We start from the raw sequence: 13,611 nt of genomic DNA, 5'->3' as shown, positions 1-13,611 counted from the left end.
CGTGTGCGCGCGGTCAGGTGGGAGGCCGAGGGCGTCTTGTCCATGGACCTGGAGTCACTGGACAAGAGTTCTCTGCCTGAGTGGGAACCTGGAGCGCACATCGACGTGCGCTTCTCGGACACTCTCGTCCGGCAGTACTCGTTGTGCGGCGATCCTTCGGCCCGCGGGTGGACCGTGGCGGTGTTGCGCGAAGAGGCGAGTCGTGGGGGATCGAGCTGGGTTCATGAACACCTCCGCCCCGGGGATGTGATCGAGGTGGACGGGCCGCGAAACCTCTTCGCTCTCGAGCCGGCGGATGCCTTTCTCTTCATCGCGGGAGGGATCGGGATAACGCCGATCCTCCCGATGGTGCGTCGGGCCTCGTCGACAAGCGCCGACTGGCAGCTCGTGTATCTCGGTCGTCGGCGGGAGACAATGCCGTTCCTCGAGGAGCTCATCGCGAGCGAAGGGCGCGTCACCGTCGCATCGCGCGAGGAGGGTGAGCGGTTCGATTTGAGCGCACTGTTCGCGGGGGTTCATCCCGGCACGCTCGTTTACTGCTGCGGGCCGGCTTCGTTGCTGGACGCGGTGGCGGCGGAGTCCGGCGCGCGAGGGCTGAAATGCGTGATCGAGCGTTTCGTTCCCGTCGTGAGCGCGGAGCAGGCGCGCGAGGGCGCCGGATTCGAAGTAGTGTGTCGGACCTCGAACCTGACGTTCCGTGTCGGCGATGGAGAATCCATTCTGGAGATCGCTGAACGCTCCGGCCTGCGGCCGCCGAGCTCATGCATGGAAGGAACGTGCGGCACGTGCGAGACGACCGTGGTGGAAGGCGTGCCCGACCATCGCGACGGCATCCTGACCGACTCCGAACGGGAGGCATCAGAGACGATGATGATCTGCGTCAGTCGCTCGAAGACGCCCGTCCTCGTGCTCGATCTCTGAGCTGCTTCGCGCTCGATCAACAATGTCGCGCCTCGCCCCGGCAAGGGGCGAGGCGCGACATTCGTCTCAGCCGGGCGTCAGGCTTCGTTGTGGAAGTAACCCACCGCGGACGTGCGCTCGACGATGAGCGACTGTGCGCCATCCTTCGTCCATACGCCGACTTTGTCGGAGTCGGGATAGATCGTGACGCAGGGGAATGTGACGTTCGAAAAGAACAGGAGGCGCACGACGTCGGTCGACTCGTTGTCGATCTGCAGCGCGCCTTCGGGTCCCGGCGGCAGGAAAAGCAGGTCTCCGGCACGCAGGGGCTCGCGTCCCGCCGGGGTGCGAGCGACCGCAGATCCTTCGACGACCAGCATCCATTTGTCGAGGGCGAGCTCGTAGTGGTACGGCGCATGAGATTGTCCAGGCGACAGCTCGGTGAGCATCATGCCCGTCATCTCGGAACCGGACAGCATGCTGATGTTCAGCATCCCGGCGGCGTATCGGCGGGGCGTCGTGTCAGGAGCGGGGGGAAGCGCGGTGTCGAAGATATTCGTACGGTGCATCAGTCAACCTTACACTCGGCGGCGTCCCGACGCGAGCGTTCATCGGGGAGACAAGGTGACTTCTCATCTCCTCTGGCATGCCGATACGGATTAGTTGTAAAGTTCAATGATTGAAGTACCGACGCTTTACTGGCCGGTCGTCACGACCGAGCAGCCCTGAATGAGGCGAGGGTCCAGGTGAGGTCGACACGGGGCATCGAGAATGGGAGTCACTGATGAACGCGGTGCTGAGCAACGGCAGGTTTTTCACCAGCGATGACGCGATGCCCTGGGCAGACACCGTCGTGATGCAAGACGGTATGTTCACGTTTGTCGGGTCCGGCATCGACTACCAGAACGCAGAAGGACTGCCTGCGCAGGATCTCGGCGGGCGGGTCGTGCTGCCCGGCCTCATCGACGCGCACACTCATCCGGGGCTCGTCGCAGCCAGCCGATGGCACGTCGCGCTGCCGGAGGTGGATCGTATTGAGGATCTTCTGGATTTCATTCGTGACTATGGTCGTTCCCATTCGATCGAGCAGGCTCCCTACCTCCATTTCGAGTACTACCCCACGGCGCTCTTCGCCCACACAGCACCGACTGCGCAGCTTCTGGACAGCGCGATCTCGGATCGACCAGTCCTCTGCCAAGACTCCGGAGACCACGCGAGTTGGGTGAACACGCGAATGCTCGAGCTCCTCGGCGTCGATGAGACCACGCCCGATCCCGTGCCCGGCCTTGAGAGGTTCATACGAGACGAGCACGGGAACCCGACAGGGCACATCATGGAACTGGCGCATGTCAAGCTCCTCCCGCGCATGTACGAAGCCATCGGCTGGAGTCCGCCGGAGACCCTCACGCCGGACATCGTCCGCCCTGTCCTCGACTTCCTGAAGGAGCGGGGTGTGGTGGCACTGTTCGAGGCTGTCATCGAGCAGCCCGAGATGCTCGCCACCCTCCACGCTCTCGCAGAGCGGGGGGAGTTGGGACTCCACTACGAGGGAGCCGTCCGCTTTCGAACACTCACGGACCTTCCCGAAGCCATCGCGACGGTGAAGTCTTTCGACGCGACCTACGGTACGGACAGGATCCGTGTGCGCACGGTGAAGTTGTTCCTGGACGGAACCAACGAATTGGGCAGCAGCGCGGTGATCGATCGCCTTTCCAGCGACGAGAACGCTGGTCCGTATGGTGCGATCCAGATGGAATCGGCAGAACTCGCCGAGTGTCTGGCGTTGTGCGCCGACGCGGACGTGGACGTCCACATCCACATGGTCGGGGATCGCGCCTTTCGCGTAGCGTGTGACGCGGTGGAAGCAGCGCAGAAGGCGGCTCTTTCGCGCGGCGCAGAACTGGGCACCCAGGTAACGTTCGCTCATTGTGAGCTTGTGGACCCTTCCGACATGCGCCGACCTGCCGAGCTCGGAGTCATCGTCAATTGGACCAACCACTGGTCCGGAGGATATTTCGGCGAAGAGGCGCGCCATCATCTCGGCGACGACCGATGGAACCGGATGTACGAGTTCAATGCGATCGCAGATGCCGGAGCGCTACTGACGTTCTCGAGTGATGTCGTGTCGCAGGCAGAACTCCATCGAGCCGATCCGTTCTTCGGCATGCAGGTCGCGCTGACCCGCATCGATCCCGAGAATCCCCTCGATCCCGAACGCTTCGTTGACAGCGTCCGTCCGAGTGATACTTCTCGGATCAGTCTCGAACGGCTTCTCAGGGGGTACACGATAAATGCCGCACGTCAGCTTCGTATCGACACCCTCTACGGATCGATCTCCGTTGGGAAGCGCGCGAACCTCGTCGTCCTCGACAACGACCTGTTCGCGGTTAAGGCGTCAGAGGTGGGAAGCATCCATCCCACTGCGGTGGTCGTCGACGGTGAAGTTGCGTTCGGCGCGTTCTAGAACGGATCATTCGAGCGTGCATTCCGCTTATGACTTGATGAGGAGAACGGTGGCTGGCTGCCGACGCATATCAGGGTTTCGAGCGGTCAGATTGGCGGAAGTCTTGAGGAGCATTCGATGAAGATCTTCGTCCTGGTCAAAGAGGTGCCGGACACCTACGGCGATCGCAAGCTGAATCTCGAGACCGGTCTCGCGGATCGTGCGGCCGGTGGAGTGGTCCTCGACGAGATCACGGAGCGTGCGCTCGAGGTCGCGCTGAGCTATGCCGACAAGAATGAGGGCACCGAGGTGGTCGCTCTCTCGATGGCTCCCGAGGGTTCCACCGCGTCGGTCCGCCGGGCGCTCGCGATCGGCGCCGGGTCTGCGGTGCATGTCGCCGACGAGCAGCTCGCGGGTGCGGATCTCGCGCTCACGGCCGAGGTGCTGGCCGCGGCCATCCGCCGCGCGGCACCCGATCTGGTGGTCACCGGCAACCTGTCGACCGACGGGTCGGGCGGCGTGATCCCGGCGATGCTCGCCGAGCACCTGGGCTTCGCACAGGCGACCGCGCTGAGCTCGGTCGAGATCGCCGCCGACAGCGTCGCCGGCACGCGGGCAGCGGATGCCGGGGGACAACCGGTCTCTGCCCCGCTCCCTGCGGTGATCTCGATCACGGAGGCTCTTCCGGATGCCCGGTTCCCCAATTTCAAGGGCATCATGGCGGCGAAGAAGAAGCCGCTCGAAGTACTCTCGCTCGCCGACCTCGATGTGTCAGCCGACCCCGCGGCCGCGCCGCGCACGATCATGATCGCGGTCTCCGAGAAGCCTCCGCGCGCGGCCGGTGTGAAGATCACCGACGAGGGCGATGCCGCCGAGAAGCTCGTCGAATACCTCGTGCAGAACAGGCTGGTGTGAGATGTCGTATCCCGAGAACCCGATCCTCGTCCTGGTCGACGTCGACCCGTCGGGCGATGCTGCGAGCAGCACGGCCGCGCTGATCGGCGCGGCCTCGACGATCGGCTCGCCCGTGGTGCTGATCGTCGGCGGCAGTCAGGCGGCGGTGGACGCGGCGGCCGCATCCGGCGCGTCGGTGGTGCTGACAGCAGAAGGGGATGCCGCAGCGCTCACGGTCCCGATCGTCGATGCCCTGCAGGCAGCCCTCGAGCAGGTGCACCCGGACGCCGTGCTCATCTCGAACTCGATCACCGGTCGCGATGTCGCCGGCCGTTTCGCCGTCCGCGCTCGCCTGGCCATCGCCGTCGACGCGGTCGGGGTCTCCCGTGACGATGAGGGCATCGTCGCGCACCACTCGGTGTACGGCGGCTCGTACCTGGTCGATGCGGCCGCCACGTTCGGCGCCCCGGTGATCACGGTGCGTCAGGGTGCGGTCGACGCGCGGGCTGAAGCCGTGCCCGCGCCCGTGATCGAAGCCCTGTCGGTCTCGGCATCCGGTGCGGTCGCCGCGACAGCCGGCCCCGTCGAGGCGGTCGAGGTGGCCTCCTCCCGGCCGGAGCTTCGCGGCGCGACCCGCGTGGTCTCGGGCGGACGCGGCCTGGCGTCGAAGGAGAAGTTCGTGCTCGTCGAGGAGCTCGCCGACGTTCTGGGCGCTGCCGTGGGTGCGTCGCGTGCGGCCGTGGATGCCGGGTACATTCCGCAGTCGCACCAGGTCGGACAGACCGGAGTCTCGGTGTCGCCGCAGCTGTATGTCGCACTCGGCATATCCGGTGCCATCCAGCACCGCGCGGGCATGCAGACGTCGAAGACCATCGTCGCGATCAACAAAGACGGCGAGGCGCCGATCTTCGACGTCGCCGACTTCGGCATCGTCGGCGACCTGTTCACCGTCGTGCCGCAGATCATCGCCGCGCTCGAGGCGCGGAAGAAGTAGTCATGGCGACGCGGATGCTGCGGCGCGGACTCCCGCGCGTTGCCGGTGGCGAGCCGTGGCCGCCAGCGTCATCGGCTGTCGCTTCGCCGGTCGTTGAGCGAGCGCAGCAAGACGAAACGCCTCCCGTTGTGGAAACGGCAGCTCCGATCGAGTCCTCCCGGGCGGCTGCGCGTCAGGCGAACGAGCCCGAGGAGGAGACGTCGGCGAACGACACTGCCTCGACGGGGGGCATCCGCCGCGGCCTCCCGCGCACGATCGGTGGTGAGCCGTGGCCGCCCGCCGGAACTGTTCCTGCCGTTGCGGCTCGAGCGCACGCCCCTTCGACAAGCTCAGGGACCCAGGTCGAGCCGACGGCGCCTGAGGCCCCTGCCACCGACGAGTCGACCACCGCTCTTGTCCCGGCTGCTCCCGCCCGCACCGCGATCCTCGCGGCCGATCTCGACACCCCGCTTCCCTGGAAGCGCACCGTGTGGAACGGCAGTGCGCCACGGCACATCGCCGCCGCGCCGGCATCCGCTCGTCGTCTGCCGACGTGGCCGCAGGCCATCGCGGGCCTGTTCGCGGCTGCAGGACTCGGCGTGCTCGCTGCCGCGGCGGTCGCTTTCGTGCGCACACTGCTGAGCTTCCCGTTCATGCAGGACTTCCTCGCGGCGTTCCCCGGGGAGTATGAGCCGGCGATCGCGGTCGCCCCCGGGTTCGCGCCGTGGATCGGCTGGCAGCACTTCTTCAACGCATTCCTGATGGTGTTGATCATCCGCTCGGGCCTGACCATCCGCAGCGAGAAGCGTCCGTCGGCGTTCTGGACGCCGCGGAACAACCCCACGGGCAAGGTCAGTCTCACCACCTGGTTCCACCAGGCGCTCGACATCCTGTGGCTGGTGAACGGCCTGATCTTCATCGTGCTGCTGTTCGTCACCGGGCACTGGCTGCGCATCGTGCCGACCAGCTGGGAGGTCATCCCGAACGCGCTCTCCGCCGCACTGCAGTACGTCTCGTTCGACTGGCCGACCGAGTACGGCTGGGTGAACTACAACAGCCTGCAGCAGCTGGCCTACTTCGTCACCGTGTTCATCGCGGCGCCGCTGGCGGCCGTCACCGGATTCCGGATGTCGGGGATGTGGCCGAAGAAGGCCGAGCGCCTGTCGAAGGCGTATCCGATCGAATGGGCGCGGGCCGTGCACTTTCCGGTGATGCTCTACTTCGTCGTCTTCATCATCAGTCACGTCGCGCTGGTGTTCCTCACAGGCTTCCTGCGCAACCTCAACCACATGTACGCCTCGTCGGATGCCGCGACCTGGACCGGGTTCTGGGTGTTCGTCGCCTCACTCGTCGTGATCGCTGCCGGCTGGGCGGCGGCGCGTCCACTCGTGCTCGTCCCGATCGCGAAGGTGTTCGGCAACGTCTCCGGGCGCTGACCCGGGCGTTCAACGGCAAGACGCCCGGTGCGCCACCGGATGTCGCCGCCGCTCGCGGTCTGTGACCCGTCCAGGTACTCCGCCCCTTCGTCCCGTCAGGAACTGAGCCCAGGGAAGGCCGCCTTCCTCAGGAGCAGGACGAGAGTGGCCCGCTCTTCTGCGGTCAGCCCGAAGTGCACGGCGGCCTCTGCCTCACGCAAGGAGATTCTCGCGCGAGTGAGCCGTTCCCGGCCCTGCACCGTTGCGATGATCGCGTTCGCTCGCCGATCGCGCGGGTCGGCCTCGCGGGCGACGAGCGCATCCTTTTCCAATTCGTCGACGAGCGAGACCACCTGACTCGGGTCAAGGCGCAGATACTCCGCGATCTCCCGTTGGGAGACCTGAGATTCGGAGGCTGCGAGTTCGAGCACCGCATAGGAGCGGACCTTGAACCCGAACTCGAACAGGGCGGCGTTGCCCGCGGCATTCGAAAGCGCACTCGCCCGCGCAAGCAGGAAGCTCATGTCTTCTGCGAGTGCTGCGCTGCCTGAGATCTCGGGTGTGGTCTCGATCATGGAGCCATTCTACGTTATGGTGTGAAAGACAATCATTGAAAAACGCAACCATATGGATGCGGCGTGATCGCACATGATCAAGGAGTTCCATGTCTCTTGACGGCAAAGTCGCCATCGTCACCGGTTCGGGCCGAGGGCTCGGGCTCGCCTATGCTCAGGAGCTCGCCCGGCAGGGGGCCGCTGTCGTCGTGAACGACGTCTCGGCTGAGATCGCGGAGGCTGCGGTGAAGTCCATCCAAGACAACGGCGGACGGGCTGTTGCGGTCGTGGCAGCGGTAGGGCCGGCCGAGACTGCCCGGCGTCTGGTGAGGACCGCCGTCGACACTTTCGGTCGACTCGACATCCTCGTCACGAACGCCGGAGTGCTCCGTGACACCGTGCTCTGGAAGATGAGCGATGACGATTTCGACCTCGTGATCGACGTGCACCTCCGTGGCACGTTCACCTGCGTGCGCGAAGCCGCGACGTACATGCGCGAGAACCAGATCGCCGGTCGTATCGTCTGCATCGGCTCTCCGACGGGTCAGCGCGGCAACTTCGGCCAGACCAACTACGCGGCCGCGAAGGCCGGCATCGTCGGCATGGTGCGCACATGGGCGATGGAACTCAAGAAGGCCGGCATCACGGCGAACGCCGTCGTGCCGGTTGCGGCGACGGCGATGACAGCAACGGTGCCGTACTTCGCTGCGGCCGTCGAAGCCGAGGCCAAGGACGAGCCGATGCCGGCGTTCTTCCGCCATGATCTCGGGTTCGGCACGTCGGCGGACGTCGCCGGGCTGATCGCCTACCTCGCCTCCGACGATGCCGCGACCGTCACCGGTCAGGTGATCGGTATCGGAGGCGACCGCCTGCAGCTGTGGTCGCACCCCGAGCCCGTCGTCACCGAATATCACCAGGGCGGCTGGACTTTCGATGTGCTCGCCGCGGAGTTCCCCGAACTCCTCGGCGAGCACCAGCAATCGGTGGGCGAGCGATTCCCCGCTCTCCCTGAAGAGCTTCAGCGCTGAGCGCTGCAACGCACAGGACTCTTCGTGACTCGCTACGAACCTCACATCGATGTCGATGGCATCGTGGCCCTCGATATGCACGTGCACGTCGAGGTGGACGCGCATGGGCACACGTCTCTCCCTGGTGACCTCGCGGTGGCGGCGTCGAAGTACTTCGCCGCAGACTCGGGGCGCCCCGACATCGACTCCATCGCCGAGTACTACCGCGCCCGCCGCATGGCAGCGGTCGTCTTCACGGTGGATGCAGAGACCAATCTCGAGCATCTCCCGGTCTCGAGTGCGGAGATCGCACAGGCTGCGGCCCGCCACAGCGATGTGCTGATCCCCTTCGGGTCCGTCGATCCGAATCGACCGGATGCCATCGATCGCGTCCGCCGCCTCGTCGAGGACGACGGGGTTCGCGGCTTCAAGTTCCACCCGACCGTGCAGGGTTTCGATCCGAGCGACGAGTCGTTCCGTCCCCTGTTCGGCCTGATCCAGGAGCTGGGCGTCGTCGCTCTCTTTCACACCGGCCAGACCGGCATCGGCGCCGGACTTCCCGGCGGCCGTGGTCTCCGGCTGGCACTGTCCAATCCGATTCTGCTCGACGGGGTCGCCGCAGACTTCCCTGACCTGCAGATCATCATGGCGCATCCATCTGTTCCCTGGCAGGACGAGGCGATCTCAGTGGCGACGCACAAGCACAACACCTGGATCGATCTGTCCGGATGGAGCCCGAAGTACTTCCCGCCTGCTCTCGTGCGGGCTGCGAATTCCTTCCTCCGTTCCCGTGTGATGTTCGGCTCGGACTACCCCCTGCTCACGCCCGATCGCTGGCAGCGCGACGCCGAGGCCGCTGCGACCTTCAAACCGGACGTGCTGCCGGGGATCATGAAGGCGAATGCCGTGCGCCTACTGGGACTCGGGTGATGGCATGCCGTTGATCGACGATGACGCGGTGGTCGGGATCGATCCTCTGCGGTTTTCCGAGATGCATCTGACCGACGAGGCGCGCATTGCTCTCGGTACGCTGCGCAGTGTTCTGGAAGCGTCGGTTCAGCCCCTGATGGCGCACGCGTGGGAGAGCGCGACGATGCCGGACGCTGTGCTCGAGAGCTTGGTTGCGCTCGACCTCATGGCGCCACGGGGTGTGTCGGAGGCTGAGGCGGGATCAAGCATGTTCTCCGGCTTCCGGAACTACCTGCTCGCGCGCACCGACGCGTCTGTCGCCACCCTCTACAACGCGCAGTCCGGGCTGTTCAGGACGGCGGTAAGAGAAGGGGGCGACCTCGACCAGGTGATCGAGCTGGATCCGCAGATCCGGTCGTTCGCCCTCACCGGTACTTTCGCACTCACCGAGCCGGACCATGGTTCAGACATCGCGGGCGGCCTCGCGACGACGGCGCGACGGGATGGGAGCGCCTGGATCATCGATGGCGCAAAGATCTGGATCGGAGCAGCGGGATCCGCAGATCTGCTGACGGTCTTCGCGCGCGATACGGGCGACGGCCAAGTGAAGGCGTTCCTCGTTCCGCGAGAGGCCTCCGGCGTCCGGCTCACGCGCATGGAGGGGAAGACATCACTGCGACCGATGCAGAACTACCTCATCGTGCTCGATGACGTGCGAATCCCTGAGTCCGCCCGCTTGCAGCGCGTGGAGTCATGGCGAGACGTTGCGCGGATGCTGCGCGCCATGAGGTCAGACGTGGCGTGGATAGCCACGGGGTTGCAGGCCGGGGCGCTCGAGGCCGCCGTGCGCTACGCGCGAGAAAGGGAGCAGTTCGGGCGCCCGATCGCCGGTTTCCAGCTCGTGCAGGAAAAGCTCGCCCGAATGCTCGGCAACCTGACCGCCTCTCTCGGAATCGTCGTGCAGCTGTCTGCGCAACAGGACTCCGGCCACTACGCCGACGAGAACTCGGCGCTGGCGAAGATGCAGACGGCGCGTCTTGCACGCGAGACCGTGGCGCTCGGTCGCGAGGTGGTCGGAGGCAACGGCATTCTCCTCGAGCATGGCGTCGCCCGCTTCTTCGCCGATGCAGAGGCTGTGTATTCGTATGAGGGCACGCACGAGATCACCTCCCTCATCGTCGGTCGCGCTCTGACCGGTAGTTCCGCTTTTGCCTGATCGAAAGGACACACCCATGACCACCACCGTCGCCTACTCAGACATCGCCGGCCTTGCCGGGAACGACCTCGGATACTCCGATTGGCTCGAGGTCACACAGGATCGGATCGACACCTTCGCCGACGCCACCGACGATGACCAGTGGATTCACACCGACCCCGTGCGGGCGGCAGAAGGACCGTTCGGCGCACCGATCGCTCACGGCTTTCTGACTCTTTCGCTCGCGGTGAAGTTCTGGACGGAGCTGTTCGACGCCGAAGGCGTCACCACGAAGGTCAACTACGGGCTCGACAAAGTCCGCTTCATCTCGCCCGTCAAGGTCGGCTCGCGGGTGCGGATGAACGCGGTCATCGCTGAGGTGACCGAGGTGGCAGGCGGGTTCCAGATCGCGGTAGATCAGACGATCGAGATCGAAGGCGGCACCAAGCCGGCCGTCGTCGCGCGGGGAATATACCGCTTCTACGCGTGACGGATACCCGTCGCATCCGCCACGATCGACAAGCAAAGGGCTTCGATGAAGAATCAAGGACTGGGCACCTGGATCGCCCGACGACGCGTGAAATCCGAAGGCGATGTCGCCCTGATCCACGGGGACCGGACGTATCGGTACGAGGAGTTGGCGGAGCGCATCGACCGCTTCGCGAGCGCGCTGGCCGAACGGCAGGTCACCAAAGGCGATCGTGTGGTCTATCTCGGGAACAACCATCCGGACTTCTTCACCACGTTCTTCGCCTGCGGGCTCCTCGGAGCGATCTTCGTCCCTCTGAACACGAGGCTCGCTCCGGGTGAACTCGAGTACATGATCGATGACTGCGCTGCGCGAGTGCTGGTTGCTCATCACGAGGTGCGCGAGCTCGCGAGGGCAGCCGCATGGTCGAGTGACGTCGTTCATCGCATCGTCGTCGACGGCCCGGACGAGCTCCCGGCGGTCGAATCGATCGAAGACGTGCTGTCGGCCGCTCACGGAGAACCGCCGCCCGTTGACGTGGCCCTGGACGATGCGGCGATGATCCTCTATACCTCCGGCACGACCGGGCGCCCGAAAGGCGCCGTACTCACACACGGCAACCTCACCTGGAATGCCCTGAACGTTCTCGTGGACTACGACGTCACCTCGGACGAGCGCGCGCTGATGATCGCTCCCCTGTTCCACGTGGCTTCCTTGGGAATGGGGGCACTGCCCACGCTGCTGAAAGGGGGCATGCTCATCCTTCAGGACAAGGTCGACCCCGGCGCCGTGCTGGAGGCAATCGAGAGGCATCGCATCACGAGCCTTTCCGGTGTGCCGACGACCTTTCAGATGCTGTCCGAAGATCCGCGCTGGGCGCAGACAGACCTCTCGTCGCTGCGCAAACTGACCTGCGGTGGTTCCAGCGTTCCGATCCGGGTCATCGAAGCCTACGAGCGGCGCGGGCTCAGCTTCTCCTGCGGCTACGGCATGACCGAGACATCGCCGGGTGCGACCTCCCTTCCGTACCGCAAGGCGAAGGAGCATGTCGGGTCTTCTGGGCTCGCTCATTTCTTCACCGACGTCCGTGTGGTCGACGAGGCGGGGCATTCCGTTGCGGCGGGCACGACAGGAGAGATCGAGATCAGCGGGCCGAACGTCATGGAGGCTTACTGGCTGCGACCTGACGCGACGCGAGATTCGCATCGCGGCGAGTGGATGCGTTCGGGAGATCTCGGTCACCTCGATGCGCAGGGGTATCTCACCATCAGCGACCGGCTGAAGGACATGATCATCTCCGGTGGAGAGAACATCTACCCAGCAGAGATCGAACAGCTCATCATGGAGCAGCCCGAGGTCGACTCGGTGGCCGTGATCGGTGTACCGCACGAACGGTGGGGCGAGGTCCCGCTGGCCGTGGTCCTGAGACGAGCCGAAATCGGCGAGGATGACATCCTGGCGCACCTCAACGGAAGGTTGGCGAAGTACAAGATTCCGCGTCGCGTCGTGTTCGTCGAAGAGTTGCCACGGACGGCCAGCGGCAAGATCCGCAAGAACGAACTCCGAGGCAAGTTCGGGCTGCTCGAATAGCCTCCAGCCCGAGGATCGCCGCCGCCCCGTCGGCTTACATCCATGTCGACGGGATGCTCAGCGCCAGTCTGGACTGCGATGACATCACCCGCCGTGACTACGCTCGGGGCTGCGATTCCTCGATGGGGCGGGTGGACTCGCGGTCTCGGAAGAGCAGGTCGAACCACTCGACCCGATGCGGCTCGTCGTCGGAGTTCTCGAGAAGTGAGATCAACATCTCGCCCGCTCGCATCCCGGCGTCCTCGGCACGGAGATCCAGTGCCGAGATCGGTGGCTGCACGATCTGCAGTGCGGGGCTGTCGTTGTAGGAGACGAGCTGGACATCGTCGGGAACGGCGTGCCCGAGTTCACGCAGGGTGGAGAGTATGCCGACGGCGAGACCCTCGGGAAGGCAGACCATCGCGTCGATGTCCGGGTGGGTGGTCTCCAGCTCTCGGATCATGGCGTGGAGTTCCTCGGCAGAGGGGACGCCGCGGAGGTCGATGAACCTGACCGTGATGCCGGTGGTGGCCGCCCAGTCCAGAGCGGCATCGACAGCGAGCCGAACCCACATCTGGTCGATGAGGGGGCGGATGACGGCGATCGACGTCGCGCCACTGGCGCGCAGTCGATCGAGGAGCCCGCGGGTCGCTGTACCGTGATCGCCGGCCACGGCCGCGGCAGGCTCCGGCATCCCGGGGGGCACCAGCTCCGAGGTCACGACGGGGCGCCCGGATTCGAGGATTGCGCGGGCGAGCTCGTCGTCGCCGATCACGTCGGTCATCACGAAACCGTCGACGTGAAGAGTGCGAACCTTGGATGCCGGGAAGTCAGCCGGTATGAGGGACACGGTCAGTTCACGGTCCCTCGTGCTGCCCACGACTCCGACGGCGAATTTCATGTAGTACTCCATGAAGTTCATGCCGCGTGGCAGCCAGAGTCCGATCGAGCCGGCGCGGGCCTGACGAAGGTTGCGCGCGCCGCTGTTCGTCGAATACTGCAGGCTGTGAGCCGCCTCGAGCACCCGCTGCCTCGTCTCGGGGGAGACTCGCCCTGTGCCGGTGAGGGCCCTGGACGCCGTGCCGCGGGAGATTCCACAGAGGTCGGCGACGTCCTGGAGCGTCGCGGCTCGTTTCGATGGCATCGTGACCTCCCCTCCGATCCTATGCTGCCGAGGATATCAATCTCGCACAATCGATTGCGCAAACGGGGTTCCGTGCGTCACACTGTCCTCCAACGACCCGCAGGCGTGTTGGGCAGGTCGGCCACCCGACGGAAGGAAT

General features: G+C 65.3%; 13 protein-coding genes. 10 read left to right on the top strand and 3 right to left on the bottom strand.

What is annotated here, in order from left to right; translation table 11 throughout:
* The first annotated feature begins 174 nt into the window (after window positions 1–174).
* Window positions 175–921 (top strand): PDR/VanB family oxidoreductase, encoded by a 747-nt coding sequence (locus V5D55_RS02535; RefSeq protein WP_435747340.1) that lies wholly within the window; start codon window positions 175–177, stop codon window positions 919–921.
* Window positions 922–998: 77 nt separating this feature from the next.
* Here V5D55_RS02535 and V5D55_RS02530 read toward each other — a convergent pair whose 3' ends face one another.
* A complete protein-coding gene (locus tag V5D55_RS02530) occupies window positions 999–1,469 on the bottom strand; it encodes a cupin domain-containing protein (protein ID WP_435747338.1) in 471 nt (156 codons plus the stop codon).
* Window positions 1,470–1,684: 215 nt separating this feature from the next.
* Here V5D55_RS02530 and V5D55_RS02525 point away from each other — a divergent pair, with 215 nt between their 5' ends.
* The 4 genes from V5D55_RS02525 (at window position 1,685) to V5D55_RS02510 (ending at window position 6,646) form a co-directional block, all read left to right on the top strand.
* Complete coding sequence (locus tag V5D55_RS02525; RefSeq protein ID WP_435747336.1) at window positions 1,685–3,364, top strand: amidohydrolase; 1,680 nt, start codon at window positions 1,685–1,687, stop codon at window positions 3,362–3,364.
* A gap of 117 nt (window positions 3,365–3,481) precedes the next feature.
* Window positions 3,482–4,258, top strand: coding sequence for an electron transfer flavoprotein subunit beta/FixA family protein (locus V5D55_RS02520; protein ID WP_435747334.1), 777 nt, complete (start codon window positions 3,482–3,484; stop codon window positions 4,256–4,258).
* Between the two features lies 1 nt (window position 4,259).
* A complete protein-coding gene (locus V5D55_RS02515; protein WP_435747332.1) occupies window positions 4,260–5,231 on the top strand; it encodes an electron transfer flavoprotein subunit alpha/FixB family protein in 972 nt (323 codons plus the stop codon).
* Between the two features lie 128 nt (window positions 5,232–5,359).
* On the top strand, window positions 5,360–6,646 hold the full coding sequence (locus V5D55_RS02510; RefSeq protein WP_435747330.1) for a cytochrome b/b6 domain-containing protein: 1,287 nt from the start codon (window positions 5,360–5,362) through the stop codon (window positions 6,644–6,646).
* A gap of 95 nt (window positions 6,647–6,741) precedes the next feature.
* Here V5D55_RS02510 and V5D55_RS02505 read toward each other — a convergent pair whose 3' ends face one another.
* Window positions 6,742–7,200 (bottom strand): MarR family winged helix-turn-helix transcriptional regulator, encoded by a 459-nt coding sequence (locus V5D55_RS02505; RefSeq protein WP_435747328.1) that lies wholly within the window; start codon window positions 7,198–7,200, stop codon window positions 6,742–6,744.
* Between the two features lie 89 nt (window positions 7,201–7,289).
* Here V5D55_RS02505 and V5D55_RS02500 point away from each other — a divergent pair, with 89 nt between their 5' ends.
* Genes V5D55_RS02500 through V5D55_RS02480 form a run of 5 tightly spaced genes read left to right on the top strand, consistent with a single transcriptional unit; the run spans window position 7,290 to window position 12,349 of the window.
* Window positions 7,290–8,207: an SDR family oxidoreductase gene (locus V5D55_RS02500; protein ID WP_435747326.1), complete on the top strand. Its 918-nt coding sequence runs from the start codon at window positions 7,290–7,292 to the stop codon at window positions 8,205–8,207.
* A gap of 24 nt (window positions 8,208–8,231) precedes the next feature.
* Complete coding sequence (locus V5D55_RS02495; protein WP_435747324.1) at window positions 8,232–9,116, top strand: amidohydrolase family protein; 885 nt, start codon at window positions 8,232–8,234, stop codon at window positions 9,114–9,116.
* Between the two features lie 4 nt (window positions 9,117–9,120).
* Window positions 9,121–10,311 (top strand): acyl-CoA dehydrogenase family protein, encoded by a 1,191-nt coding sequence (locus tag V5D55_RS02490; protein ID WP_435747322.1) that lies wholly within the window; start codon window positions 9,121–9,123, stop codon window positions 10,309–10,311.
* 16 nt (window positions 10,312–10,327) lie between these two features.
* On the top strand, window positions 10,328–10,780 hold the full coding sequence (locus tag V5D55_RS02485) for a MaoC family dehydratase (protein ID WP_435747320.1): 453 nt from the start codon (window positions 10,328–10,330) through the stop codon (window positions 10,778–10,780).
* A 45-nt stretch (window positions 10,781–10,825) separates the two neighbouring features.
* Window positions 10,826–12,349: an acyl-CoA synthetase gene (locus V5D55_RS02480; RefSeq protein WP_435747318.1), complete on the top strand. Its 1,524-nt coding sequence runs from the start codon at window positions 10,826–10,828 to the stop codon at window positions 12,347–12,349.
* 97 nt (window positions 12,350–12,446) lie between these two features.
* On the opposite strand, the gene V5D55_RS02475 is transcribed toward V5D55_RS02480, so the two are convergent.
* Window positions 12,447–13,472: a LacI family DNA-binding transcriptional regulator gene (locus V5D55_RS02475; protein ID WP_435747316.1), complete on the bottom strand. Its 1,026-nt coding sequence runs from the start codon at window positions 13,470–13,472 to the stop codon at window positions 12,447–12,449.
* Window positions 13,473–13,611: the final 139 nt, after the last annotated feature.

Source organism: Microbacterium sp. PMB16, assembly GCF_051294855.1.
Lineage (GTDB): Bacteria > Actinomycetota > Actinomycetes > Actinomycetales > Microbacteriaceae > Microbacterium.
This window is presented reverse-complemented; position numbering and strand designations above follow the sequence as displayed.

What these genes read in the sequence shown, in the direction of transcription:
- V5D55_RS02530 (WP_435747338.1), bottom strand. Translation starts at nt 1,469, where the DNA reads ATGCACCGTACGAATATCTTCGACACCGCGCTTCCCCCCGCTCCTGAC.
- V5D55_RS02525 (WP_435747336.1), top strand. Translation starts at nt 1,685, where the DNA reads ATGAACGCGGTGCTGAGCAACGGCAGGTTTTTCACCAGCGATGACGCG.
- V5D55_RS02520 (WP_435747334.1), top strand. Translation starts at nt 3,482, where the DNA reads ATGAAGATCTTCGTCCTGGTCAAAGAGGTGCCGGACACCTACGGCGAT.
- V5D55_RS02515 (WP_435747332.1), top strand. Translation starts at nt 4,260, where the DNA reads ATGTCGTATCCCGAGAACCCGATCCTCGTCCTGGTCGACGTCGACCCG.
- V5D55_RS02505 (WP_435747328.1), bottom strand. Translation starts at nt 7,200, where the DNA reads ATGATCGAGACCACACCCGAGATCTCAGGCAGCGCAGCACTCGCAGAA.
- V5D55_RS02500 (WP_435747326.1), top strand. Translation starts at nt 7,290, where the DNA reads ATGTCTCTTGACGGCAAAGTCGCCATCGTCACCGGTTCGGGCCGAGGG.
- V5D55_RS02490 (WP_435747322.1), top strand. Translation starts at nt 9,121, where the DNA reads ATGCCGTTGATCGACGATGACGCGGTGGTCGGGATCGATCCTCTGCGG.
- V5D55_RS02485 (WP_435747320.1), top strand. Translation starts at nt 10,328, where the DNA reads ATGACCACCACCGTCGCCTACTCAGACATCGCCGGCCTTGCCGGGAAC.
- V5D55_RS02480 (WP_435747318.1), top strand. Translation starts at nt 10,826, where the DNA reads ATGAAGAATCAAGGACTGGGCACCTGGATCGCCCGACGACGCGTGAAA.
- V5D55_RS02475 (WP_435747316.1), bottom strand. Translation starts at nt 13,472, where the DNA reads ATGCCATCGAAACGAGCCGCGACGCTCCAGGACGTCGCCGACCTCTGT.